This is a genomic window from Pseudomonas marginalis (genome assembly GCF_008692035.1).
GTDB lineage: Bacteria > Pseudomonadota > Gammaproteobacteria > Pseudomonadales > Pseudomonadaceae > Aquipseudomonas > Aquipseudomonas marginalis.
On the sequence record NZ_VTFG01000001.1, the window covers coordinates 2,505,655 to 2,531,197 of the forward strand.

General features: G+C 61.9%; 21 protein-coding genes. 9 read left to right on the plus strand and 12 right to left on the minus strand.

Annotated elements, in window-relative coordinates; translation table 11 throughout:
- Position 1: 1 nt before the first annotated feature.
- The 5 genes from FX984_RS11650 to ppsA all read right to left on the minus strand — a co-directional run bounded on the left by FX984_RS11650 (position 2) and on the right by ppsA (position 5,504).
- On the minus strand, positions 2-247 hold the full coding sequence (locus FX984_RS11650) for a hypothetical protein (protein WP_015885347.1): 246 nt from the start codon (positions 245-247) through the stop codon (positions 2-4).
- Positions 248-333: 86 nt separating this feature from the next.
- Positions 334-1,329 carry a zinc transporter ZntB gene (locus tag FX984_RS11655; protein WP_027603685.1) on the minus strand — a complete coding sequence of 332 codons (996 nt, stop codon included), beginning with the start codon at positions 1,327-1,329 and terminating at the stop codon, positions 334-336.
- A 25-nt stretch (positions 1,330-1,354) separates the two neighbouring features.
- Positions 1,355-1,846, minus strand: a complete 492-nt coding sequence (gene rraA, locus FX984_RS11660; protein WP_027603684.1) for a ribonuclease E activity regulator RraA — start codon at positions 1,844-1,846, stop codon at positions 1,355-1,357.
- Between the two features lie 188 nt (positions 1,847-2,034).
- Positions 2,035-3,024: an alpha/beta fold hydrolase gene (locus tag FX984_RS11665; protein WP_027603683.1), complete on the minus strand. Its 990-nt coding sequence runs from the start codon at positions 3,022-3,024 to the stop codon at positions 2,035-2,037.
- 104 nt (positions 3,025-3,128) lie between these two features.
- The gene (ppsA, locus tag FX984_RS11670) at positions 3,129-5,504 is read right to left on the minus strand and encodes a phosphoenolpyruvate synthase (RefSeq protein WP_027603682.1); all 2,376 of its coding nucleotides are present in this window, start codon (positions 5,502-5,504) and stop codon (positions 3,129-3,131) included.
- A gap of 177 nt (positions 5,505-5,681) precedes the next feature.
- Here ppsA and ppsR point away from each other — a divergent pair, with 177 nt between their 5' ends.
- Positions 5,682-6,500: a posphoenolpyruvate synthetase regulatory kinase/phosphorylase PpsR gene (gene ppsR, locus FX984_RS11675; RefSeq protein ID WP_027603681.1), complete on the plus strand. Its 819-nt coding sequence runs from the start codon at positions 5,682-5,684 to the stop codon at positions 6,498-6,500.
- Positions 6,501-6,687: 187 nt separating this feature from the next.
- Here ppsR and FX984_RS11680 read toward each other — a convergent pair whose 3' ends face one another.
- Positions 6,688-8,112, minus strand: coding sequence for an aminotransferase-like domain-containing protein (locus FX984_RS11680; RefSeq protein ID WP_027603680.1), 1,425 nt, complete (start codon positions 8,110-8,112; stop codon positions 6,688-6,690).
- 160 nt (positions 8,113-8,272) lie between these two features.
- On the opposite strand from FX984_RS11680, the gene FX984_RS11685 reads away from it, so the two are divergent.
- The 5 genes from FX984_RS11685 to FX984_RS11705 are packed head-to-tail and all read left to right on the plus strand — an operon-like array spanning position 8,273 to position 13,743.
- A complete protein-coding gene (locus FX984_RS11685; protein ID WP_161985727.1) occupies positions 8,273-9,166 on the plus strand; it encodes a DMT family transporter in 894 nt (297 codons plus the stop codon).
- A 23-nt stretch (positions 9,167-9,189) separates the two neighbouring features.
- Positions 9,190-11,052, plus strand: coding sequence for a molybdopterin-synthase adenylyltransferase MoeB (moeB, locus tag FX984_RS11690; RefSeq protein WP_146476749.1), 1,863 nt, complete (start codon positions 9,190-9,192; stop codon positions 11,050-11,052).
- 15 nt (positions 11,053-11,067) lie between these two features.
- A complete protein-coding gene (locus tag FX984_RS11695; protein ID WP_027603677.1) occupies positions 11,068-11,982 on the plus strand; it encodes a PLP-dependent cysteine synthase family protein in 915 nt (304 codons plus the stop codon).
- A gap of 37 nt (positions 11,983-12,019) precedes the next feature.
- Positions 12,020-13,012 (plus strand): serine O-acetyltransferase, encoded by a 993-nt coding sequence (locus FX984_RS11700; RefSeq protein WP_146476750.1) that lies wholly within the window; start codon positions 12,020-12,022, stop codon positions 13,010-13,012.
- A gap of 2 nt (positions 13,013-13,014) precedes the next feature.
- Positions 13,015-13,743: an alanyl-tRNA editing protein gene (locus tag FX984_RS11705; RefSeq protein WP_092355416.1), complete on the plus strand. Its 729-nt coding sequence runs from the start codon at positions 13,015-13,017 to the stop codon at positions 13,741-13,743.
- 57 nt (positions 13,744-13,800) lie between these two features.
- On the opposite strand, the gene prpD is transcribed toward FX984_RS11705, so the two are convergent.
- The 6 genes from prpD to FX984_RS11735 all read right to left on the minus strand — a co-directional run bounded on the left by prpD (position 13,801) and on the right by FX984_RS11735 (position 22,197).
- On the minus strand, positions 13,801-15,285 hold the full coding sequence (gene prpD / locus FX984_RS11710; protein ID WP_092355419.1) for a 2-methylcitrate dehydratase: 1,485 nt from the start codon (positions 15,283-15,285) through the stop codon (positions 13,801-13,803).
- A 129-nt stretch (positions 15,286-15,414) separates the two neighbouring features.
- Positions 15,415-16,605 (minus strand): 2-methylaconitate cis-trans isomerase PrpF, encoded by a 1,191-nt coding sequence (gene prpF, locus FX984_RS11715; protein ID WP_146476751.1) that lies wholly within the window; start codon positions 16,603-16,605, stop codon positions 15,415-15,417.
- Between the two features lie 11 nt (positions 16,606-16,616).
- Positions 16,617-19,211, minus strand: coding sequence for a Fe/S-dependent 2-methylisocitrate dehydratase AcnD (gene acnD, locus FX984_RS11720; protein WP_065946896.1), 2,595 nt, complete (start codon positions 19,209-19,211; stop codon positions 16,617-16,619).
- A 215-nt stretch (positions 19,212-19,426) separates the two neighbouring features.
- Complete coding sequence (gene prpC / locus FX984_RS11725) at positions 19,427-20,554, minus strand: bifunctional 2-methylcitrate synthase/citrate synthase (RefSeq protein WP_027603671.1); 1,128 nt, start codon at positions 20,552-20,554, stop codon at positions 19,427-19,429.
- Positions 20,555-20,596: 42 nt separating this feature from the next.
- Positions 20,597-21,490 carry a methylisocitrate lyase gene (gene prpB / locus FX984_RS11730; RefSeq protein WP_027603670.1) on the minus strand — a complete coding sequence of 298 codons (894 nt, stop codon included), beginning with the start codon at positions 21,488-21,490 and terminating at the stop codon, positions 20,597-20,599.
- Complete coding sequence (locus FX984_RS11735) at positions 21,487-22,197, minus strand: GntR family transcriptional regulator (RefSeq protein ID WP_027603669.1); 711 nt, start codon at positions 22,195-22,197, stop codon at positions 21,487-21,489. Before FX984_RS11735 ends, prpB begins: the two co-directional genes overlap by 4 nt.
- A gap of 273 nt (positions 22,198-22,470) precedes the next feature.
- Between FX984_RS11735 and rloA the strand changes: the two genes are divergently transcribed.
- The 3 genes from rloA to FX984_RS11750 are packed head-to-tail and all read left to right on the plus strand — an operon-like array spanning position 22,471 to position 25,531.
- Positions 22,471-23,007: a retropepsin-like aspartic peptidase RloA gene (gene rloA, locus FX984_RS11740; RefSeq protein WP_027603668.1), complete on the plus strand. Its 537-nt coding sequence runs from the start codon at positions 22,471-22,473 to the stop codon at positions 23,005-23,007.
- 5 nt (positions 23,008-23,012) lie between these two features.
- Entirely contained in the window at positions 23,013-24,545 is a 1,533-nt protein-coding gene (rloB, locus tag FX984_RS11745; RefSeq protein WP_027603667.1) for an osmotic stress tolerance membrane protein RloB, read from the plus strand.
- Positions 24,545-25,531, plus strand: coding sequence for an alpha-L-glutamate ligase-like protein (locus tag FX984_RS11750; protein ID WP_027603666.1), 987 nt, complete (start codon positions 24,545-24,547; stop codon positions 25,529-25,531). The genes rloB and FX984_RS11750 overlap by 1 nt, the downstream gene beginning before the upstream one ends.
- Positions 25,532-25,543: the final 12 nt, after the last annotated feature.

Below are 25,543 nucleotides of genomic sequence, written 5' to 3' on the forward strand. Positions count from 1 at the left end.
TTCAATCAGCCTTATCAGCAGTGCGAGCAAGAGGTTTACGACGGGAAACCGGAGACACGTGGGCCGAACCGTTGTTCAGGGCCATCATCAACGCCGGCATCCAGCGGCCGAGCAGACCGAACAGGTCACCCGCGCCCACCTGACGGTTAGCGGTTTTCAATACGCGGCCCAGGCAGGCATCGTCGTCACGGTTGGACGGCGAGGCATTGAGCATGTCACGCAAAGACTGTTCGAACGGATCGTGCATAAAGACCTCTCGCAAGTGTTTTAAAAGACGAGGGTAAAATTCCTGGGGTCACATAGGCCCCTTCCTACGTTCAGGTCATATTCAGCTCAAACCCAGCGCAATCGTCGAAACAGCCACCATTGTCCGAGTGCCACCGAGACCATCAACAGGCATGCAATCACGAATCCGTAGGGGCTGGCAGAGAACGGTATGCCCCCCACATTTATACCCAGCAAACCGGTCAGGAAACTCATCGGCAGGAAGATTCCCGTGATGATCCCGAAGCGGTACATGGTGCGGTTCATGCGTACGCTCAAGCGTCGGTCTTCGGCCTCAAGCACAAGCCCCACGCGCTCCCGGGTCAATTCGAGTTCTTCCAGGTAGCGGGTCAGGCTGTTGTTCAATTCGTTCCAATAGTCGGCATCGTCGTCACAGAACCACGGCAATTTTATCCGCGTGAGCTGGGCAAAAATATCCCGCTGCGGCGACAGGAAACGCTTTAGCCCGGCCGCTCGGCGACGGATCTGCAAAACACTGCCATGTTCAGGTGTATACCGTTCGTCGGTATCGAGTTTTTCTTCCTCCGCATCGACGATTTCCGACAAATCCGTGACCAGATCCTGGACCTTGTTGGTCAGGTACTGCGCCATATAAAGGATGAGCTCCGAAGCGGTTTTCGGCCCCTTGCCATCCGCCAACTGCACCAGCAGTTCATCGGTGGCGCGCAACGGGCGCAGACGCAGGGAGATCACACGGCTGGCGGCAGCGAAGATACGTACCGAGACCATGTCTTCCGGCTCGGCCCCCGGGTTGAGGTTGACCCCGCGCAGGAACAGCAGCAACTCGGCATCCGGCAGCGGCAACAGGCGTGGGCGGGTGTTCTCCTCCAGCAGCAGGTCACAGGCGAATTCGCTCAAGCCACTGGATTTGCGCAGCCAGGTCTGGGTCTGGGGATGGCTGCGATCCCAGTGCAGCCACAGGCTTTCCTGGGGCTGCAGTTGCAAGTCGTCGAGCTCAGTCCGGGCAATCGAACGCGCACCGCCTTTACCGTCCAGCACCAGGGCATGCACCAGCCCCCACTGCGCGTTTTCTTCCTCGAACATCCTCACCCCTGTCGGTTATTGCGGTTTATTCAGGCATCTGCAGCGGGCTTGGCGAGACGATCACGCCATTATTGTCGGCGTAGATGTACTCACCCGGGCGGAACGTCACACCCGCGAATGTCACCACGACGTTCAGGTCGCCGATCCCGCGCTTATCGGTTTTCATCGGATGACTGGCCAGCGCCTGTACCCCAAGGTCGGTCTGGGCGATCACATCGACGTCACGGATGCAGCCATAGATCACCAACCCTTCCCAACCGTTTTTCGCGGCTTTCTCGGCGATCATGTCGCCCAGCAACGCGCGCCGCAGGGAACCACCACCGTCGACCACCAGCACCTTGCCGGCGCCCGGCTGGTCGGCCTGCTCCTTGACGAGGGAGTTATCTTCGAAACATTTGATGGTGACAATCTCGCCGCCGAAGGAATCTCGGCCACCGAAGTTGCTGAACATCGGCTCGACTACCTGCACCAGGTCCGGGTAGGCGTCGCACAGGTCGGGGGTCACGTAATGGTTCATTGAAAAATTCCTTTCCGCCAAAGAAGTGTCTTTCGAAAGAAGCACCAGCCGGAGCCGGTGCGCAACATCCCATCCGCTTCGTCGTAACGCAATAACCACTGCGCGACTGAATATGACCAGAAGCGTTTAACGCGTCATATATTAGCCGCAACCACACACGAGCGAAACGCCCTTGGCAGAGCCCTGGGTCAAACTACGACCAATGCCTCGGGCTTGGCAGCCAATAAAGGTGCCAGCGGGTCGTTCAACCATTGCTCAACCAGCGGCCAGACCTCGGCCTGGGCGGCCTTGCTGACGAGCATTTCCACATGCCCGAAATCACCGCTGAACCCTTGCTGGCGCCCCAGGCACAGGTACTGACGGTGCTCGGAGCCGATCTGCTCGAACAGCTTACGGCACGCCCAGTCCGGATCCTGCCGATCGCCCGCCGCGCTGACGGCCAACAGCGGCACATCGACGTCCGCCAGGCCTTTCCACCAATCGCGCTTACCTTCGCCAAAGCGACCGAACAGGCCATTCCAGCGCATGGCTTCGATCAGCACGCCCGCCGGTTCGTCCTCCGGGCCCCGCTTGAGCCGCGAGCCGGACACTGCGCCGAAACGCTTCAACAGCAGACGGCCGGTCCACTCCACCGGGGGAAGTTTCAAGGGCCAGTGGCTGCGACTGACCTGACAGCCAAACAGCGCCACCGAGGCCACTGCCGGCGCCCCCAGGTGCTGCCCACCCAGGGCCGCCGCCAGGGTTGTAGCGCCGAGAGAATGACCCATCCAATGGGGAATCTGCGCACTTTGCTCACGCACAAAGGCGCCAATGGCCGGCAGATCGTAACGCGCGTAGTCGGCGACGCGGTTGCGGGCGTAGCCCTGGTTGCGCCGGGACAGCCCATGACCGCGCATTTCCGGGATCCACACATCGAACCCCTGGCGGGCCAGGTAGGCGCCCAGGCCGATCCCCTTGGGCGAATACCAGAAACGCCGGTTGGAAAAACTGCCGTGCAACAAAATAACCGGGATGCCCCGGTTTTCCGGGACATCGGCCAGGCCCAAACGGGTCACCGCCAGCTCGACGGTACCGTCGGGGCTGTTACCGGGCTTGAGGCGATACACGTCTTCACTCAGGTCGCCACGACGCTCAGCGCTGATCAGGGCGACAGGAAACAGGTTGCTGCTGCTTTGCATAATGCTCTTGCACAAAAAAGGGCGACGTCCGCAAGGATTCCGCCCTGTACAGATAAGAATGCCGGTCACCCTGACGGGGGACCGGCACTTTTGACATGGCGACCTCAGGCGGACGCTTGGCCTTCCGCCAGGAAGAACCAGGTTTCCAGCACGGAGTCAGGGTTCAGCGAGACGCTTTCGATACCCTGCTCCATCAGCCATTTGGCCAGGTCTGGGTGATCGGAAGGGCCCTGGCCGCAGATACCGATGTACTTGCCGGCCTTGTTGCACGCCTGGATGGCGTTGGCCAGCAGCTTCTTGACCGCAGGGTTACGCTCGTCGAACAGGTGGGCGATGATCCCGGAATCGCGGTCCAGGCCCAGGGTGAGCTGGGTCAGGTCGTTGGAACCGATGGAGAAGCCGTCGAAGAACTCCAGGAACTCTTCGGCGAGGATGGCGTTGGACGGCAGTTCGCACATCATGATCACGCGCAGGCCATTTTCGCCGCGGGACAGGCCGTTTTCGGCCAGCAGGTCGACGACCTGGCTCGCTTCGCCCAGGGTACGGACGAACGGCACCATGATCTCGACGTTGGTCAGGCCCATCTCGTTGCGCACACGCTTGAGGGCGCGGCACTCAAGCTCGAAGCAGTCACGGAACGCTTCGCTGATGTAACGCGAGGCGCCACGGAAGCCCAGCATCGGGTTCTCTTCTTCCGGCTCATAGAGCTTGCCGCCGATCAGGTTGGCGTATTCGTTGGACTTGAAGTCCGACAGGCGCACGATGACCTTTTTCGGGTAGAACGCCGCCGCCAGGGTGCTGATGCCTTCCACCAGCTTCTCGACGTAGAAGCCCACCGGGTCGTCGTAGCCGGCGATGCGCTTGTCCACGCTTTCCTTGATGTCCAGCGGCAGGCCGTCGTAGTTCAACAGGGCCTTGGGGTGCACACCGATCATGCGGTTGATGATGAACTCCAGGCGGGCCAGGCCCACACCGGCGTTCGGCAACTGCGCGAAGTCGAAGGCACGGTCCGGGTTGCCGACGTTCATCATGATCTTGAACGGCAGGTCGGGCATGGCGTCGATGGAGTTTTGCTTGATGTCGAAGCCCAGCTCGCCTTCAAAGATGAAGCCGGTGTCGCCTTCGGCACAGGACACGGTCACGCCCTGGCCGTCCTTGAGCAGTTGGGTGGCGTTGCCGCAACCGACCACTGCCGGGATCCCCAGTTCGCGCGCGATGATCGCCGCATGGCAGGTACGCCCGCCACGGTTGGTCACGATAGCGCTGGCACGCTTCATCACCGGTTCCCAGTCCGGGTCGGTCATGTCGGAAACCAATACGTCGCCAGGCTGGACTTTGTCCATCTCGGACACGTCCTTGATGATCCGCACCTTGCCGGCGCCGATGCGCTGGCCGATGGCACGGCCTTCCACCAGCACGGTGCCGGTTTCTTTCAGCAGGTAGCGTTCCATGACGTTGGCCGAGGTACGGCTCTTCACGGTTTCCGGGCGGGCCTGCACGATGTACAGCTTGCCGTCGTCACCGTCCTTGGCCCATTCGATGTCCATCGGGCACTGGTAGTGCTTTTCGATGATCATCGCTTGCTTGGCCAACTCGCTGACTTCCGCGTCGCTCAGGCAGAAGCGCGCGCGCTCGGCCTTGTCGACGTCCACGGTTTTCACCGAACGACCGGCCTTGGCCTCGTCGCCGTAGATCATCTTGATGGCCTTGCTGCCCAGGTTGCGGCGCAGGATGGCCGGGCGGCCGGCTTCAAGGGTGTGCTTGTGCACGTAGAATTCGTCGGGGTTGACCGCGCCTTGTACAACGGTTTCGCCCAGGCCGTAGGCGCCGGTGATAAACACCACGTCACGGAAGCCCGACTCGGTGTCGAGGGTGAACATCACGCCGGCGGTGCCGGTTTCCGAACGCACCATGCGCTGCACGCCAGCGGACAGGGCCACCAGCTTGTGGTCGAAACCCTGGTGTACACGGTAGGAAATGGCACGGTCGTTGAACAGCGAGGCAAACACTTCCTTGGCGGCACGGATCACGTTTTCCACGCCGCGGATGTTAAGGAAGGTCTCTTGCTGGCCGGCGAAGGAGGCGTCGGGCAGGTCTTCGGCGGTGGCCGAGGAGCGCACGGCGACGGCCATGTCCGGGTTGCCGGCCGACAGGGTGGCGAAGGCGGTGCGGATTTCTTCGTTGAGCTTCTCGGGGAACTCGGCTTCCATGATCCATTGGCGGATCTGGGCACCGGTTTTGGCCAGGGCGTTGACGTCATCGACGTCCAGGGCATCCAGCGCGGCGTGGATCTGAGCGTTGAGGCCGCTCAGTTCGAGGAAATCGCGGTAGGCCTGGGCCGTGGTGGCGAAACCACCCGGCACCGACACACCTGCGCCTGCAAGATTACTGATCATCTCGCCGAGGGATGCGTTCTTGCCCCCTACGTGCTCTACATCATGGACGCCGAGCTTATCGAGGGAAACTACGTACTCTACCAAGGTGATCTCTCCACTAACTGTGTTGGAAAAGCTCAGGACGCCGGCTGCTCGTAGGAGCGATTACCCGCGTTTGTGGCCTGGACCTGGAAAATAAGTGAGAATGCGGCCCACTATGGGACGGCAAAATCGCGCCTATCATATCCAAGATTCGTCATCAGCTTAAGGCCCAGGGCTCAAATGAAACGATCTGCTTTCTTTATCTCCGACGGCACCGGCATTACCGCCGAAACCCTGGGTCAGAGCCTGCTCGCGCAGTTCGAAAACAATACCTTCGCCAAATTCACGCGGCCCTATATCGACAGCGTGGATAAAGCGCGGGCCATGGTACAACAAATCAATCTGGCGGCTGAAAAAGACGGCTTTCGGCCGATCATTTTCGACACCATCGTCAATCAAGACATCCGTGAGATTCTCGCAACGTCGAATGGTTTCATGATCGACATTTTCTCGACGTTCCTGGCGCCGCTGGAGCAGGAGTTGAGCGAACACTCCTCCTATTCGGTCGGAAAGTCCCATTCCATTGGGCACAACTCCAATTATATGGAGCGTATCGAGGCGGTGAACTTCGCCCTCGACAACGACGACGGCGCCCGCACTCACTACTACGACAAGGCCGATCTGATCCTGGTCGGCGTGTCGCGCTGCGGCAAAACGCCCACCTGTCTGTACATGGCCATGCAATTCGGCATCCGTGCGGCCAACTACCCGCTGACCGAAGACGACATGGAGCACCTGACGCTGCCCGCCGCGCTGCGCGCACATTCGCACAAGCTGTTCGGCCTGACCATCGACCCGGACCGTCTCACCGCCATCCGCAACGAGCGCAAGCCCAACAGCCGCTACTCCAGCTATGCCCAGTGCGAGTTCGAAGTGCGCGAAGTAGAAAATCTGTTCCGTCGCGAGAACATTGCGCATATCAATTCCACGCATTTTTCGGTGGAAGAGATTTCGGCGAAGATTCTGGTGGAGAAAGGTGTGGAGCGGCGCTTCAAATAATGCCTTGAGACACTGTTTTACTGTGGCGAGCGGGCTTGCCCCGCGCTGGGCTGCGCAGCAGCCCTAAACCAGTCACCGAGAACTGGCTGACACACCGCATTTATCTTGATTGGGGCTGCTTCGCAGCCCAACGCGGGGCAAGCCCGCTCACCACAACGAGCCTGCTCACAGCATGGACGTCCACTCGCTATAGGTGAAACCGCCCTCCCCCTTGCCCCAACGCCGTCGCCAACGCATCAAACCCCGCCCGCAACAACTGATCATCCCCCGAGGTATTGCAGATACTCGCCCGAATGAACTGCGGCACCGCCGTCTGCCCCACGGCAAACGCCTCGGCGGTGGCGATCAGGTAATTATTCTGCTTGAGCTCCGCCTCGATTTCCGACGCGCGCCAGGGCTCCGGCACCTCGATCCAGAAGTGCGGGCTGTTCAGGTGGGTGCGGTACGCCAGGCCGGCCAACAGGTCCTGCACCAGGGTCTTGCGGCGGCTGATCTCGTTGATCTGTTGGCGCAGCAGGTATTCCGCCGTGCCGTTTTCGATCCACTGCGTCGCCAGTTCCAGGGTCACCGGCGTGGCCATCCAGCAGGTGGAGCGCAACGCCGCCGAGATACGGCTGACCAGCGCCGGGGGCGCATGCACATAGCCCACACGCAGCCCGGCAGACACGGCCTTGCTCAGGCTGCTGATCAAAATCGTACGTTCGGGGGCAAAATGGCTGAGGGGCGGTGGACGGTCTTCAACCAACACGCCGTGGGCTTCGTCCTCAAGAATCAGCAGATTATGTTCCCGGCACACCTTCACCAGGGCTTCGCGGCGCGCCACGGATAACACCGCCGTGGTCGGGTTCTGGATGGTCGGCGTGCAATACAACGCTGAAACCCGGTGATTACGACAGACTTCATCCAGCGCGCTCGGCAGCACGCCTTCTTCGTCCATCTCCAGGCCGATCAGGCGGATACCCAGCATGCGAGCCGCGGTGATCAACCCCGGGTAAGTCAATTGTTCGGTGACCACCGTATCGCCGGCGCGCAACAGGGCCATCATCGCGCACAGCAGGCCATGCTGGCCGCCGTTGACGCAGATCACCTGCTCGGGGATCGGATGAAAATCACGCTGCACCAGCCACTGCGCGCCCGCGTCGCGATAACGCGGCAGGCCGGCATCGGGGGTGTAGGCGCTGATGTCCTGGAGGAACTTGGCGTTGGTCGAGAGGGTTTGGAAGCTCTGTGCCAGGAAGGTGGTTTCCTGACCCGGGATATGCATGTTGCGACTCATGTCGAAGTACTGGCGCGGCTCCTCGCTGAAGTTACGAAAGCCTTCATCACGCTGGCGCTCCATCCCACGCTTGCGGACGAAAGTGCCGTCACCCACTCGCGCTACTACCAAACCCAGACGCTCCAGCTCACCGTAGGCCCGGCTGATGGTGCCGATGGTCACCCCCAGATTGTCGGAAAGCACCCGATGAGGCGGCAGTTTTCGTCCCGGCTCAATCAAGCCTTCGAGGATGCCCCGTTCCATGACATCGGACAGGCGCTTGTACTTCACGCCCTGCCCGTTGGACAACCCCTCACGCATAATTGACACCATGTCAATATTTGTTTTGACAGCCATCTTTCGCCCTAATAGTGTGCTTTTACGGGTTCAATCGCCGAATTTCATAACTCATTACAAGTTCAATATAGAGTTCAATTCAGGCTCAGGGAAGCAATAAACGATGCCAATGTCCGCCGTTCTCGAAAACACCGCCAAAACCAAAACGCAAAAACAGTGGCTGGCCGGGCTGGTGACCAGCGTGATGTTCCTGATCGTGTGCCTGAGCTGGGGCACCACGTGGCTGGGGATCAAGATCGCCGTGGAGAGCGTGCCGCCGCTGACGTCCGCCGGCCTGCGCTTCCTGATCGCCTTCCCGCTGTTCCTGTGCTTTGCCAAGGTGCGCCGCGAGCCCATCCTGTTTCCCCGCGAGAGCCGCTGGTTCTTCGTGTTCGTGACCCTGTCCTACTTCAGCGTGCCCTACTACCTGCTCAACTACGGCGAGATGCATGTGTCATCCGGTCTCACCGCCCTGCTGTTCAGTTGCATGCCGGTATTCATCCTGATTTTCTCCGCGTTGTTCCTGCGCGAGCGCATCTACTTTTCCCAGGTGGTCGGCATCGGTATCGGCTTCGGCAGCCTCTACATGATCATCAGGAGCCAGGGCCTGCACCTGGACCACGCCGAGTTCCTGGGGGTACTGGCGATCCTGGCGGCCGCGATCATGCACGCCTTGTGCTACGTCATCACCAAGCAAAAAGGCAGCGCCATCAGCGTGATCACCTACAACACCCTGCCCATCGGCATTGCCGGGCTGATGCTGTTCGTGGCCGGGTTGTGGTTTGAAACACCGACCTTCGAAGCCATCACCCTGCGCTCCTGGAGCGCGCTGTTCTACCTGGGGCTGGTGGCCTCGGTGGGTGGGTTCATCGTGTATTTCATGCTGCTCAAGCGCTTGAGCCCGATCATCCTGTCGTTCGTGTTCATCATCTTCCCGGTGTTCGCGGTGATCATCGGCGCCTGGTACGAAGGCGTGGCGATTTCCCGCGACCTGATGCTGTATTCGGCCATCCTGCTGGCCGGCTTTGCGATCACCAAATTGCCCATTGAAAAACTCCTGGCCAAGAAAAATTGACCCGCCATCAACGCGAGAGAAACATGGACGTCCTCCGCCCAAAAGCCCTGGAACAGATCTACGCCCACGCCAGCCGCAGCTACCCCGAGGAATGCTGCGGCTTTGTCTTCGCCGACGGCAGCGTGTACCTGGGCAGCAACATCCAGAACGAACTGCACCGCAAAAACCCCGAGATGTACCCGCGCAGCGCGGCCAATGGCTACACCTTCTCGGTGGCCGACACCCTGCTGATGAACAAGGCTTTTCGCAGCGACAACCCGGTGGTGGTGATCTACCACTCCCACCCGGATGTCGGCGCCTATTTCAGCGATGAAGACCAGGACAAGGCCCTGTTCATGGGCGAGCCGATCTACCCCGTCAGTTACCTGGTGGTCGACGTTCGCCAGGGCCAGGCCCTGGGTTCAAAACTGTTTGCCTGGGATGGCGAGCATTTCACCCTTAATCCCTTCAACGACCTGCACACGGAGTTGTCCATGAACGCTGTCTCTTTCCCCGACATTCTGGTTCGCGTGGCCAAGCTGCCGGAATCGACCCTCGAGGGCGCCGGATCGACATTGCGCGAAGTCATTGAAAACCTCTGCAGCAGCCACCCGCAGTTGCGCGCCCATCTGTTTCACGAAAAGAACAACCAGCTCAAGGAACACTTCCTGTTCACCGCCGAGGAAGAGCTGATCGGCGCCGATGACCGGCTGCCGGAAAAAGCCCGCATCGAAGTGCTGCTCGCCACCTCCGGCGGTATGGACGTCGACAGCCTCAGCAACGAGGAAGTGCAACGTTACGTGCGCCATATCACCCTGCCCGGCGTCGGCCGCGAAGGCCAGTTGAACCTCAAGAAAGCCAAGGTCCTGATCATCGGCACCGGCGGCCTGGGCTCGCCCATCAGCCTGTACCTGGCAGCGGCCGGTGTCGGTACCCTGGGGCTGGTGGATTTCGACGTGGTGGAAAGCAGCAACCTGCAACGCCAGATCGTCCACGGCAACAGCACCCTGGGCATGCCCAAGGTCGACTCGGCCAAGCAGCGCTTGCAGGACCTCAACCGCCATATCCAGATCAACGCCCACGACACCGCCCTGAGCGCCGACAACGCCCTGGAACTGGTGGGCGCCTATGACCTGGTCATCGACGGCACCGACAATTTCGACACCCGCTACCAGGTCAACGACGCTTGCGTGCAACTGGGCAAACCCCTGGTGTACGGCGCCATCTACCGCTTCGATGGGCAGATCAGCGTGCTCAACTACCAAGGCGGGCCGTGCTACCGCTGCCTGTTCCCCAGCGCACCGCCCGCGGAACTGGCGCCCAATTGCAGCGCCGGAGGGGTGATCGGCGTGCTTCCCGGGGTGGTCGGGATGATCCAGGCCACCGAGGCGATCAAACTGTTGATCGGCATTGGCGAGCCCCTGTCCGGCCGCCTGATGCGCTTCGATGCACTGGCGATGAAGTTCAGCGAAATCCGTTTCAAGCGCCGTGCCGACTGCCCGTGCTGCTCCGACCTGCGCCACAGCGAAACCCTGGCGCCAGCCGTCTGTGCGGACGCAGTGCCCAGCCAACCGTCCCTGGCCGAAGAGCGCTATATCAAGCCGCGCGGACTCAAGCAGGTACTCGAACACCCCAGCAGCGCCGACGTGCTGCTGGATGTGCGCGACGCCAGCGAACTGGAGGTGTGCAAATTACCGGGGGTGGTGCATATCCCCCTGGCCGAGCTGGATGGCCAACTCGGGCGCCTCAGCCGCGACAACACCCATTACCTGATCTGCTACGCCGGCACCCGCGCCGAGCAAGCGGCCAGCACCCTGCTGGCGGCGGGTTTCGCCAACACCAAAGTCCTGCAAGGCGGCATGAAACACTGGGTTCGCGACGTCGAACCCGACATGCCGTTGTACTGACCCGGGGGCTGACCGATGCTGCATAACTCTATCCTCGACGCCATCGGCCATACGCCGATCGTCCGCCTGGCGCAGTTTTCCGAAGACCTTGGCATCGAGGTCTACGCCAAGCTCGAATCCCTCAACCCGGGGGGCAGCCACAAGGCGCGCATCGCCCTCGGCATGATCCTCGACGCCGAGCGGCGCGGCGTGCTGATCCGTGACGCCGGGCAAACCATCATCGAACCCAGCGGCGGCAATACCGGTATCGGCCTGGTGATGGCCGGCAACGTGCTGGGCTACAAGGTGGTGCTGGTGATCCCGGACAACTACAGCCCCGAAAAGCAGAAGCTGCTGCGCCTGTACGGCGCCAAGGTGGTGCTCTCCGACAGCCGCCTCGGCAACAATTCCCACGGTGAAAAATGCATGGAGTTGCAGCTGGAAAACCCCAGCTACGTGATGCTCAACCAGCAACGCAACGGCGCCAACCCGCAAACTCACCGTGACACCACCGCGCCGGAAATCCTCCGCGCCTTCGGTGATCGCCGTGTTGACTATTTCGTCAGCGGCATCGGCACCGGCGGCCATATCACCGGTATCGGCGAAACCCTCAAGGCCGCCTGGCCAGCCCTGCGCGTGATGGGCGTGGAGCCCGAAGAATGCGACCTGCTGAAGAACCAGCACGCGCCGCACCATATCCAGGGCCTGTCCATCGGCCTGATCCCGAGCATCCTCAACCTGGAGGTGATCGACGGCATGCTCAAGGTCTCGCGCCAGGACTGCATCGACATGATGAAACGCATCATGCGCACCGACGCCATCAGCCTGGGCCTGTCCTCCGCCGCCAACATGGTGGCCATCGCCAGGCTCGCCCCCGAATTGCCGCCCGAAACGGTGGTGTTGACCATGGTCTACGACAATGCCGACAGCTACCTGCCCAGTTTCGAATAACGGGTTTTCCAACCAGCCAGAATGCGGGGGTGCCTCCATGGGCGGCTTTATCGACATGCAACAGTTGCACGATGAGTTGCTCACCCAGCTCATCAAGACCCTCACCCCCATGCAGATGAAACAGCTGGAGCCGCACCTCGCGCCGCTGATCCAGAATGCCGCCCAGGCGGTGGCCGAGGACTTGATCGCCTATGCCTATCGCGACCCGGCATCCCGTGGCCGCGGCGAACTGATCCTGGAGTCCTACGCCTCGTTCAAGGCGGTGCTCTATTACCGGCTTGCGCATCAGGTGTGGAATTTCCCCGACCAGACCAACGGCGTGTTTTCACGCATCGCCCTCAAGCTGAGCAACCAGGGCAAGGTCCTGTCCGGGGCCGAAATCCACCCGGCGGCGCGTATCGGCCGGCGCTTTGTGCTCGACCACGGCTACGGCACGGTAATCGGCGAGACCTGCGAGATCGGCAACGATTGCTACATCCTCTGCGGCGTGACCCTGGGTGCCCGCGGCATCGCCAACAATCCCGATGGCAAGCGCCATCCGCGCCTGGGCAACAACGTCGAGGTCGGTTCCGGCGCCCGGGTGCTGGGCTATGTGCTGATCGGCGACAACGTGTTTATCAGCCCTTCCTGTGTGATCACCCAGGACGTACCCGCCGGCACCAAGGTGAAGGTGGTGAACCAGATCCAACTGCAAAAAAACGATGAATCGGACCACAGCAACTACCTCGGGGCCTTCGCCCTGGATGAGCGCCTGCACGTGGTCGGCGAGGTAAATGCCAGCCACAAGGTCACGGTGCTGGACGCCGACTTTCATCCGTTGCAAGGCCTGATGCTGGAGCCAACGGTGAAGGAACGTCACCACCTGCAATTCAGGCTGCACCGCCTCGAATCCGGCAACTACCTGCCGGGCCTGCCGCTGAACCTGAAAGTCTGCGGGCCGGAATTCGAAATCACCCTGCTCTCCCCCCCTGGCTTGAGCGCGATGGTGCGCCACCTGCTGCAGGCCAGCCCACTGATCGTCGGAGGTTGAACATGTCCGTGCACACCATGGAAACCCTGGCGCTGTTTGACAGCGCGCCCTACCAGAACGCATTCAGCGCCCGGGTGATTGCCGTCAGCGAACACGGCATCGCCCTGGAGCACACCCTGTTCTACCCCACCGGCGGCGGCCAACCCGGCGATACCGGCCACCTGACCCTGGCGGACGGTACCCGGGTCGACGTGACCGGCACGGTGCGCGACCCGGTGCTGCGTTCGATCATCTGGCACCAGGTGGAACACTGCCCCGAGCAACTGGTCGCCGGCGTGCTGGTGGACGCTGGCCTGGATTGGGAGCGACGCTACCAGCACATGAAAATGCACACCTGCCTGCACCTGCTGTGCTCGCTCATCGACGCACCAGTGACCGGTTGCAGCATCAGTGCCGACAAAGGCCGCCTGGATTTCGACCTGCCGGAAATGACCCTCGACAAGGACAGCATCACCCGTGACCTCAATGCGCTGATCGAACAGGCCCACGAGGTGAAGACCCTGTCGATGCCGGCTTCGGAGTACGCCACCCTGCTGCAGATCACCCGCACCCAGGCGGTTGCGCCGCCGGTGATCCAGGGTTCGGTACGGGTGATTGAAATCGGCGGGATCGATATCCAGCCATGCGGCGGTACCCATGTGCTCAACACCGAGGAAATCGGCCGGGTGTTCTGCGAGAAGATCGAGAAGAAGAGCAAGCACAACCGCCGGGTGATCCTGCGGTTTGAGTGAACGCAACAACTGTGGGAGGGGCTTGCCTCTCCCACATTTTTAGTTTTGCGGCGCCTGCTAGATGACGAACAGGTCCACGAAACGATTGACCGGCGTGGCCTCGAGCTTCGCCTGGTCCGTGCACAACGCAAAGATCTCGGCACTGCGCTGGGCGGTAAAGCGCGTGGCCAGGTTGGCCTTGAACTTGTCTTCCAGCAACGCAATGCCCTCCACTCGACGACGGCGATGGCCGATCGGGTATTCCACCGCCACTGGCTCGGTGCTGGAGCCATCCTTGAAGAACACCTGCACGGCATTGGCGATGGAACGCTTGTCGGCTTCCAGGTATTCACGGCTGTAGCGTGGGTCTTCGACGATGACCATCTTGTCGCGCAACTGATCAATGATCGGGTGAGCGGCGTGGAATGCATCCTCGTAGTGCTCGGCCACCAGGTTGCCGAATGCCAGGGGCACGGCGGTCATGTATTGCAGGCAATGGTCACGGTCGGCCGCATTGGCCAGTGGCCCGGCCTTGGAGATGATGCGAATCGCCGACTCATGGGTGGTGATCACGATGCGCTCGATGTCGTGCAGGCGATCCTTGACCAACGGATGCAAGGTCACCGCGGCTTCACAGGCGGTCTGCGCGTGGAACTCGGCGGGGAAGCTGATCTTGAACAACACGTTTTCCATCACGTAGGTGCCATACGGCTGGGACAGGCTGAACGCACGCTTGTCCTCGGGCTTGAGCGCCAGGTCGTTGTTGGTGTGGCTGAACAGCACGTCGTAGAAGCCCCATTGCGGCGCGCTCAGCACACCAGGGATGCCCATTTCGCCGCGCAGGGCTATATCCGCCAGGCGCACGCCGCGACTCGACGCATCCCCCGCCGCCCAGGATTTGCGCGAGCCGGCATTCGGCGCATGGCGATAAGTGCGCAGGGCCTGGCCATCGACGAAGGCGTGAGACAGCGCCGACAGCAACTGTTCGCGGTTGGCGCCCATCAGCTTGGCGGTAACCGCCGTGGAGGCGACTTTCACCAACAGCACATGGTCGAGGCCAACGCGGTTGAACGAGTTTTCCAGGGCAATCACACCCTGGATTTCGTGGGCCATGATCATCGCATCCAGCACCGCGCGCACGGTCAGCGGCGCGTCGCCATTGGCCACGCGCTGTTGCGACAGGTGATCCGCCACGGCAAGGATGCCGCCGAGGTTATCCGAGGGATGCCCCCACTCGGCGGCGAGCCAGGTGTCGTTGTAGTCGAGCCAGCGCACGATGCAGCCAATGTCCCAGGCCGCCTTGACCGGGTCCAGGCGAAACGAGGTGCCCGGCACCCGCGCGCCAAACGGCACCACCGTGCCTTCAACCATCGGCCCCAGGTGCTTGGTGCACTCGGGAAAACGCAGGGCCAGCAGGCCGCAACCGAGGGTGTCCATCAGGCAGTTGCGGGCGGTGTCCAAGGCGGCCTGGGACTCGATCCGGTAGTTGAGGACATAGTCGGCGATGTCCTGCAAAACCTGGTCGTAGTCGGGGCGGTTGTTCTGGTCGACGTTAGTGCTCATGGCAGATCTCCAAAGTGAGTTAGGGTTGTTGCATCCTCAGGGTCAGGGTTGATCGTTTCGCAGGTCTGAATGCCTGCTTATGACTGTGGGAGGGGGCTTGCCCCTCCCACAGGGGATTGGTGTTGGACTTTAGAAAGAGTCGCCGGGTACGCGGACGAAACCTTCCATCAACACCCGCGCACTGCGGCTCATGATGGCTTTCTTCACCACCCACTCACCGTCCACCTGGGTGGCTTCAGCCCCCACGCGCAAGGTGCCGGAGGGATGCCCGAAGCGCACGGCATTGCGCTCCACGCCGCCTGCAGCGAGGTTGACCAAAGTGCCGGAAATCGCCGCCGCCGTGCCGATCGCCACCGCCGCCGTGCCCATCATCGCGTGGTGCAGCTTGCCCATGGACAGGGCGCGCACCAGCAAATCCACATCGCCGGCCTTGATCGCCTTGCCACTGGACGCCACGTAGTCGGCAGGCTTGGCCACGAACGCCACCTTCGGCGTGTGCTGGCGCTGGGCCGCTTCGTCGAGGTGCTTGATCAGCCCCATGCGCAACGCGCCATAGGCCCGTACGGTCTCGAACATCGCCAAGGCCTTGGGGTCGCCGTTGATCGCGCCTTGCAGCTCGGTGCCGGTGTAACCGAGGTCTTCGGCGTTGATGAAAATCGTCGGGATGCCGGCGTTGATCAGCGTGGCCTTGAAGGTTCCGACACCCGGCACTTCCAGGTCGTCAACCAGGTTGCCGGTGGGGAACATCGAACCGCCGCCGCCCTCTTCTTCCGCCGCCGGGTCCATGAATTCCAGCTGCACTTCGGCCGCCGGGAAGGTCACGCCGTCCAGCTCGAAGTCGCCGGTTTCCTGCACCGCCCCGTCGGTGATCGGCACGCGGGCGATGATGGTCTTGCCGATATTGGCCTGCCAGACCCGCACCACGGCCACGCCGTTATGGGGCACGCGGGCCGCATCGACCAGCCCGGCGCTGATGGCGAACGAACCCACCGCCGCCGACAGGTTGCCGCAGTTGCCACTCCAGTCGACAAAGGGCTTGTCGATGGAGACCTGGCCAAACAGATAGTCCACGTCATGATCGGCGCGGGTGCTTTTGGCGAGGATCACGGTTTTGCTGGTGCTCGATGTGGCGCCGCCCATGCCGTCGATTTGCTTGTCGTAGGGATCGGGGCTGCCGATCACCCGTAGCAGCAAGGCATCCCGCGCCGCTCCCGGCACCTGCGCCGACTCGGGCAGGTCCTGGAGGCGGAAAAATACGCCCTTGCTGGTGCCGCCACGCATATAGGTGGCGGGGATCTTGATTTGCGCTGCGTGTGCCATGGTCATCCTCTTCAGGCGGTGGTCGCCGATTCCAGGAAATCCTGGGCAAAACGTTGCAACACGCCGCCCGCCTCGTAGATCGACACTTCTTCGGCGGTGTCCAGGCGGCACGTCACCGGCACCTCGACACGTTCGCCATCCTTGCGATTGATCACCAGCGTCAGCTGCGCACGCGGGGTGCGTTGGCCGATCACGTCGTAGGTTTCGCTGCCATCAATCTGCAAGGTGTGACGGTCGGTGCCCGGCAGGAACTCCAGGGGCAACACGCCCATGCCCACCAGGTTGGTGCGGTGGATGCGCTCGAAACCTTCGGCGGCAATCGCTTCCACACCCGCCAGGCGCACGCCCTTGGCCGCCCAGTCGCGGGACGAGCCCTGGCCGTAGTCGGCGCCGGCAATGATGATCAGCGGCTGCTTGCGCTCCATGTAGGTCTCGATGGCTTCCCACATGCGCGTGACCTGGCCTTCCGGTTCGATCCGCGCCAGGGAGCCCTGCTTGACCTTGCCGTTCTCCCGCACCATTTCGTTGAACAGTTTCGGGTTGGCGAACGTCGCGCGTTGTGCGGTCAGGTGGTCGCCACGGTGAGTGGCGTAGGAGTTGAAGTCGACTTCCGGCAGGCCCATTTTCGCCAGGTATTCGCCGGCGGCGCTGTCGAGCATGATCGCGTTGGACGGCGACAGGTGATCGGTAGTGATGTTGTCCGGCAGCACCGCCAGCGGGCGCATGCCCTTGAGCGGCCGCGCACCGGCCAGCGCGCCTTCCCAGTACGGTGGGCGGCGGATATAGGTGCTCTGCGGGCGCCAGTCGTACAACGGCGCGACTTTCGGGCCGGTGTCTTCGTGGATCGCGAACATCGGGATATACACCGCGCGGAACTGCTCCGGCTTGACCGAGGCCTTGACCACCGCGTCGATCTCTTCATCGCTCGGCCAGATGTCCTGCAGGCGGATTTCCTTGCCGTCGGCGTCGAGGCCGAGCACGTCCTTCTCGATGTCGAAACGGATGGTGCCGGCAATCGCATAGGCCACCACCAGCGGCGGCGAAGCCAGGAACGCCTGCTTGGCGTACGGGTGGATACGCCCGTCGAAGTTACGGTTACCCGAGAGCACGGCGGTGGCGTACAGGTCGCGGTCGATGATCTCTTGCTGGATCACCGGGTCGAGCGCGCCGGACATGCCGTTGCAGGTGGTGCAGGCAAACGCCACCACGCCAAAGCCGAGCTTTTCCAGCTCATGGCCCAGGCCGGCTTCTTCCAGGTACATGGCCACGGTTTTCGAACCCGGTGCCAGGGACGACTTGACCCAAGGTTTGCGCGTCAGCCCAAGCCTGTTGGCGTTGCGCGCCAGCAGCCCGGCGGCGATCACGTTGCGCGGGTTACTGGTGTTGGTGCAACTGGTGATGGCGGCAATGATCACCGCGCCGTCGGGCATTTGCCCCGGCACTTCATCCCACTGGCCGGAGATGCCCTTGGCGGCCAGGTCGCGGGTGGCGACTCGGGCGTGCGGGTTGCTCGGGCCTGCCATGTTGCGCACCACACTGGACAGGTCGAAGGTGAGGCCACGCTCGTATTGCGCGCCTTTGAGATCGTCTGCCCACAGGCCGGTGTGGCGGGCGTATTGCTCGACCAGGGCGACTTGCTCGTCTTCGCGGCCGGTGAGTTTCAGGTAGGCGATGGTCTGCTGGTCGATATAAAACATGGCCGCCGTGGCGCCGTATTCCGGGGCCATGTTGGAGATGGTCGCGCGGTCGCCGAGGGTCAGTTTGGACGCGCCTTCACCGAAGAATTCCAGCCAGGCGCCGACCACTTTCTGTTGGCGCAGGAACTCGGTCAGGGCCAGCACCATATCGGTGGCGGTGATGCCCGGCAGCAACTGGCCGGTCAATTCGACGCCGACGCTTTCCGGCAGGCGCATCCACGACGCGCGGCCGAGCATGACGCTTTCGGCTTCAAGGCCGCCGACGCCAATGGCGATCACGCCCAACGCATCGACGTGGGGGGTATGGCTGTCGGTGCCGACGCAGGTATCCGGGAAGGCCACACCGTCACGCACCTGGACCACCGGGGACATTTTCTCCAGGTTGATCTGGTGCATGATGCCGTTGCCCGGCGGGATCACGTCGACGTTCTTGAAGGCCTTTTTGGTCCACTCGATAAAGTGGAAGCGGTCTTCGTTGCGACGGTCTTCGATGGCGCGGTTTTTCTCGAACGCGTCCGGGTCGAAACCACCGGCTTCGACAGCCAGGGAGTGATCGACGATCAACTGGGTGGGGACCACCGGGTTGACCTGGGCCGGGTCGCCGCCTTGCAGGGCGATGGCATCACGCAGGCCGGCGAGGTCGACCAGGGCGGTCTGGCCGAGAATGTCGTGGCACACGACGCGGGCCGGGAACCAGGGGAAGTCGAGGTCGCGTTTGCGTTCGATCAACTGGCTCAGGGATGCGTTGAGGGTGGCCGGGTCGCAGCGGCGCACCAGGTTCTCGGCGAGCACACGAGAGGTGTAGGGCAACGTGGCATAGGCGCCGGGGCTGATTGCATCGACCGCCGCGCGGGCGTCGAAGTAATCCAGGCGGCTGCCGGGGAGTGGTTTGCGAAATTCAGTGTTCATCGTCAGGACTCGGTCACGGTGATTGCAAAAGGAAGACCTGGGCCGATCCGGAATTGAAATGCGATTCAAATGTGGGAGGGGCGGTGCGACGATTCGACTTGCCCCCGATAGCGGTGTGTCATTCAACACCTATGGCAACTGATAAACCGCCATCGGGGGCAAGCCCCCTCCCACACTGGGTCCGGTTTCCACTTCGGGATCGTCGGTGTTCCCATTCAGCGACGTTCGATTGGCACGAACTTGCGCTGTTCGACGCCGGTGTACTCGGCGCTTGGACGGATGATGCGGTTGTTGGCGCGCTGCTCAAATACGTGGGCCGCCCATCCTGTAAGCCGCGAGCAGACGAAGATCGGCGTGAACAGCTTGGTCGGGATGCCCATGAAGTGGTACGCCGAGGCATGGTAGAAATCGGCGTTGGGGAACAGTTTCTTCTGCTCCCACATGGTCTTGTCGATGGCTTCGGAGACCGGGAACAGCACGGTGTCGCCCACTTCGTCAGCGAGTTTTTTCGACCAGCCCTTGATCACTTCATTGCGCGGGTCGTTGTCTTTGTAGATCGCGTGGCCGAAGCCCATGATCTTGTCCTTGCGCGCCAGCATGCCGAGGGTGCCTTCGACCGCTTCGTCTGCCGAACCGAAACGCTCGATCATTTCCATCGCCGCTTCGTTGGCACCGCCGTGCAGCGGGCCGCGCAGGGAGCCGATGGCGGCGGTGACGCAGGAATACAGGTCGGACAATGTCGAGGCACACACCCGCGCGGTAAACGTCGAGGCGTTGAACTCGTGCTCGGCGTAGAGGATCAACGACACGTTCATGACTTTTTCATGCAGTTCGCTCGGCTTCTTGCCATGCAGCAGGTGCAGGAAGTGGCCGCCGATGCTCGGCTCGTCGGTCACGCAGTCGATGCGCTTGCCGTCGTGGCTGAAGCGGTACCAGTAGCACATGATCGCCGGGAACGCGGCGAGCAGGCGGTCGGTCACGTCGCGTTGCACGCTGAAGTCTTTTTCCGGCTCGATATTGCCAAGGAAGGAGCAACCGGTGCGCATCACGTCCATCGGGTGGGCGTCGGCGGGGATGCGTTCGAGCACTTCTTTCAGCGCTTGCGGCAGGTCACGCAGCGTGCTCAGCCTGGCGCTGTAGGCGGCCAGTTCGGCCTGGGTCGGCAGTTCGCCGTACAGCAGCAGATAAGCGACCTCTTCAAACTGTGCATCGGCAGCCAGTTCGCGCACGTCGTAGCCACGATAAGTCAAGCCGGCTCCGGCCTGGCCCACGGTGGACAGTGCGGTCTGCCCGGCGACCTGGCCACGCAGGCCGGCGCCACTCAGTACTTTTGCTTCAGCCATGGTTTTTCTCCAATCTTGTCGTTATTCAGGGAGGCGTGTTCGTCACTTTTTCGCGGCGAACAGCGCGTCAAGCTTCTGCTCGAAGGTGTGGTAGTCGATGCGATCATAAAGCTCCATGCGGGTTTGCATGGTGTCGATCACGTTCTGTTGAGTGCCGTCGCGACGGATCGCGGTGTAGACGTTCTCGGCAGCCTTGTTCATGGCACGGAAGGCGGACAGCGGGTACAGCACGATGGAAACATCGGCAGATTTCAACTGTTCAGTGGTGTACAGAGGCGTGGCGCCGAACTCGGTGATGTTGGCCAGGATCGGCGCCTTCACACGGGCGGCGAACAGTTTGTACATCTCAAGCTCGGTAATGGCTTCCGGGAACACCATGTCGGCGCCGGCTTCGATGCAGGCGGCGGCACGCTCCAGGGCGGACTCCAGGCCTTCCACGGCCAGGGCATCGGTGCGCGCCATGATCACGAAGCTGTCATCGGTGCGCGCGTCCACGGCGGCCTTGATGCGGTCGACCATTTCCTGCTGGGACACGATCTCTTTGTTCGGACGATGGCCGCAGCGCTTGGCGCCGACCTGGTCCTCGATATGAATCGCGGCCGCGCCGAACTTGATCATCGATTTGACCGTGCGCGCGACGTTGAACGCCGAGGAGCCGAAGCCGGTGTCCACGTCCACCAGCAGCGGCAGGTCGCAGACGTCGGTGATACGGCGCACGTCGGTGAGTACGTCATCCAGGCCGGTGATGCCCAGGTCCGGCACGCCGAGGGAACCGGCCGCCACGCCGCCGCCCGACAGGTAGATCGCCTTGAAGCCGGCGCGCTTGGCCAGCAGCGCATGGTTGGCGTTGATCGCACCGACCACCTGCAAGGGATGCTCGCTGGCGACCGCGTCACGGAAACGCTGGCCGGGTGTGCTTTTATTGTTCGAACTCATGACTCACCTCTATCAGGGGCGCCGCCTGGGAAATGACGGGCAATATTGCGTTTGGAAGCACCGATATGCCGGCGCATCAACAACTCGGCCAGTTCACCGTCGCGATCGGCAATCGCATCAAGAATGCGGTGATGCTCGGCAAAGGCCTGGCGTGGACGATTGGGGGTGGCGGAGAACTGGATGCGGTACATGCGCACCAACTGGTACAGCTCGCCGCAGAGCATCTGGGTGAGGGTGCGGTTGCCCGCACCTTGAATGATCCGGTAATGAAAATCGAAGTCGCCTTCCTGCTGGTAATAGCCGACACCCGCCTGGAACGCGGCGTCGCGCTCGTGGGTGTGCAGCACCTGACGCAGCTCTTCGATCTCCGCGTCGGTCATGCGCTCGGCGGCCAGGCGACAGGCCATGCCTTCCAGGGACTCGCGGATTTCATACAGTTCAACCAGCTCGGCGTGGCTCAAGGACACGACCCGGGCGCCCACATGGGGCACGCGCACCAGCAGGCGCTGGCCTTCCAGGCGGTGGATCGCCTCGCGCAGCGGGCCACGGCTGATGCCGTAGGTGCGGGCCAGTTCCGGCTCGGAAATCTTGCTGCCGGGCGCGATCTCACCCTTGACGATGGCGGCCTGGATGCGTCGGAAGACGTTCTCGGACATCGTTTGGGATTCGTCCGACGCCATTATCGGAGCTTCTGATTGACCCAGCATATTGTCGACACCTTTGAAAGCAATGCGGCAAAAACTAGCCAATAAACCGCGACCAGTCAAAGAATAAATCGATATTGTCGACAATCGTCTAATAATCCCGGCTGTATCCCCTCAGGGCATGGCCGGCTGCCAGCGCTGGCGCCAGAAAAGCATCATGTTAGAATGCCCGCCGCATTTGCCTGACATCACTTGATGAAACGGCGCACGAAGGGAGCTTGCGCAGCAATGCCAGTCGCCTTGAATTGAACATCGCACTGCACCGCCTCAGGATCTATGAGACTCAAGCCCTTCCCCCTGTTGTTTTGCCTATTGTCCATACCGAGCCTTGGCGCTGCCGCCGAGAAGACGGTGTATGGCCTCAATGAATACGCGCAATTGGCCGGCATCGACCTGGAAGTAGCCGCCAAGCTCGACACCGGCGCCAAGACCGCCTCCCTCAGCGCCCGTGACATCAAGCGTTTCAAGCGCAACGGCGAATCCTGGGTGCGCTTCTACCTGGCCATCGACACCGCCCATTCCCATCCCATCGAACGCCCCCTGGCCCGCGTCAGCAAGATCAAGCGTCGCGCCGGCGACTACGACCCCGATGAGGACAAGAACTACACCGCCCGTCCTGTGATTGCCCTGGATATCTGCATGGGCACCGCTTTACGCAGCATCGAAGTGAACTTGACTGACCGCAGCGCTTTCCAATACCCGCTGCTGATCGGCTCCGAAGCGCTCAAACGCTTTGATGCGCTGGTCGACCCCAGTCTTAAATACGCAGCAGGCAAACCTGCCTGCGCCGCCGACGCTCATACCGCCGAGTAAACCGAATGCGCGCTCTAACCCTGCACCTGAGAATCCTGATCGCCATCCTGGTGGTGTTGGGTATTTCGGTCACCGCCTACCAGATCTTCGTGCTGGGCATTCCCGTCACCGAGGACGCCACCGACGACCTGTGGAACATCGACGCCAAGGTCGAGTTCGTCGCCAACCCCAAGGACCCGGTGAAGATCCAGATGTTCGTGCCGCCCTTGAGCCGCGACTTCGTCAGTCTTAATGAGAGCTTTATCTCGAATAACTACGGGGTGAGCGTCAACCGCATCGACGGCAACCGCAAGGTCACCTGGTCGGCACGCCGCGCCAAGGGCAACCAGACCCTGTATTACCGCCTGGTGCTGACCAAGCGCTACAGCGGCGAAAAAACCAAGATCAAGGGCCCGACCTTCCGCGACAGCATTGCCGTGGAAGGCCCGGAAAAAATCGCCGCCGAAGCCCTGCTGGCGCCGATCCGCCAGCATTCGGCCGACGTCGAGACCTTTATCACCGAGGCCATCAAGCGCACCAACAACCTCAACGACGACAACGTGAAGCTGTTGCTGGCCGGCGACCCGTCGACGCCGCACAAGGCCAAGATCGTCGAGCTGCTGCTGTCCATCGCCCACGTGCCGGTGGAAAAGGTCCACACCATCCGCCTGGTGGCCGACCAGCCGCAAACCCCGGAACTGTGGCTGCGCAGCTTCAATGGCAACGACTGGCTGTACTTCAACCCGGAAACCGGCGAACAGGGCCTGCCCGCCGACCGCCTGCTGTGGTGGACCGGCGATGAAAACCTGATCACCGTCGATGGCGGCAAGAAAGCCATGGTCACCTTCAGCCTCAATAACAGCGAAATGAACGCCATTCGCCTGGCCAAGCTGACCGACGAGAACACCGACGCCAACTTCCTCGAATACTCGCTGTACGGCCTGCCGCTGCAAACCCAGCAGACCTTCATGATCATGGTGATGATCCCGATTGGGGTGCTGGTGATCCTGATCCTGCGCAACCTGATCGGCCTGCAGACCCTCGGCACCTTTACCCCGGTACTGATTGCCCTGGCGTTCCGCGAGACGCAGCTGGGCTTCGGGATTGTGCTGTTCACGATTATCACCGCGCTCGGCCTGTCCCTCAGGTCGTACCTGGAACACCTGAAGCTGCAGATGCTGCCCAGGTTGTCGGTGGTGCTGACCTTCGTGGTGGTGCTGATCGCCGCCATCAGCCTGTTCAGCCACAAGCTGGGGCTGGAGCGCGGGCTGTCGGTGGCGCTGTTCCCGATGGTGATCCTGACCATGACCATCGAACGCCTGTCGATCACCTGGGAAGAGCGCGGCGCCAGCCATGCCATGAAAGTCGCGATTGGTACGCTGTTCGCCGCGTCCCTGGCGCACATCATCATGAGCGTGCCGGAGCTGATCTACTTCGTATTCACCTTCCCGGCGATCCTGCTGATCCTGGTGGGCTTCATGCTGGCAATGGGCCGCTATCGTGGCTACCGCCTGACCGAGCTGGTGCGATTCAAGGCCTTCCTCAAGGCTGACTCGTAATGTTCGGCTTCTGGAAGACCTGGAAGGCCCTGGAAGCGCGGGGGATCATGGGCATCAACCGGCGCAATGCCGACTACGTGCTCAAGTACAACAAGCGCAGCCTGTATCCGATCGTGGATGACAAGATCATCACCAAGGAGCGGGCCATCGCCGCCGGCATCCATGTGCCGGAAATGTACGGGGTGATCTCCACCGAGAAGGAAATCGACAAGCTCGACGAGATCATCGGTGGGCGCAGCGACTTCGTGATCAAGCCGGCCCAGGGCGCCGGCGGCGACGGCATCCTGGTGGTGGCGGACCGTTTCGAGGGGCGCTATCGCACGGTGTCGGGCAAGATCATCAGCCATGAAGAGATCGAGCACCAGATTTCCAGCATCCTCACCGGCCTGTACTCCCTGGGGGGCCACCGCGACCGTGCGCTGATCGAGTACCGCGTGGTGCCTGACCAGATCTTCAAGAGCATCAGCTACGAAGGCGTACCGGATATCCGCATCATCGTGCTGATGGGCTACCCGGTGATGGCGATGCTGCGCTTGCCGACCCGCCAGTCGGGCGGCAAGGCCAACCTGCACCAGGGCGCGATCGGCGTGGGCGTCGACCTCGCCACCGGCCTGACCCTGCGCGGTACCTGGCTGAACAACATCATCACCAAGCACCCCGACACCACCAACGCGGTGGATGGCGTGCAACTGCCCAACTGGGACGGGTTCATGAAGCTCGCGGCCGGCTGCTACGAGCTGTGCGGGCTGGGGTATATCGGCGTGGACATGGTGCTCGACCAGGAAAAGGGCCCGCTGATCCTGGAGCTGAATGCGCGGCCGGGGCTGAATATCCAGATCGCCAACGACTGCGGCCTGACCTTGCGCACCCATGCGGTGGAGGCGCGACTGGAAGAACTGAAAGCCGCCGGCGTGACGGAAACTCCGGAAGAGCGGGTGAAGTTCGTGCAGGAGATGTTCGGGCATATTCCCCCCGTGGAAGGCTGATCCGGTCTTCGA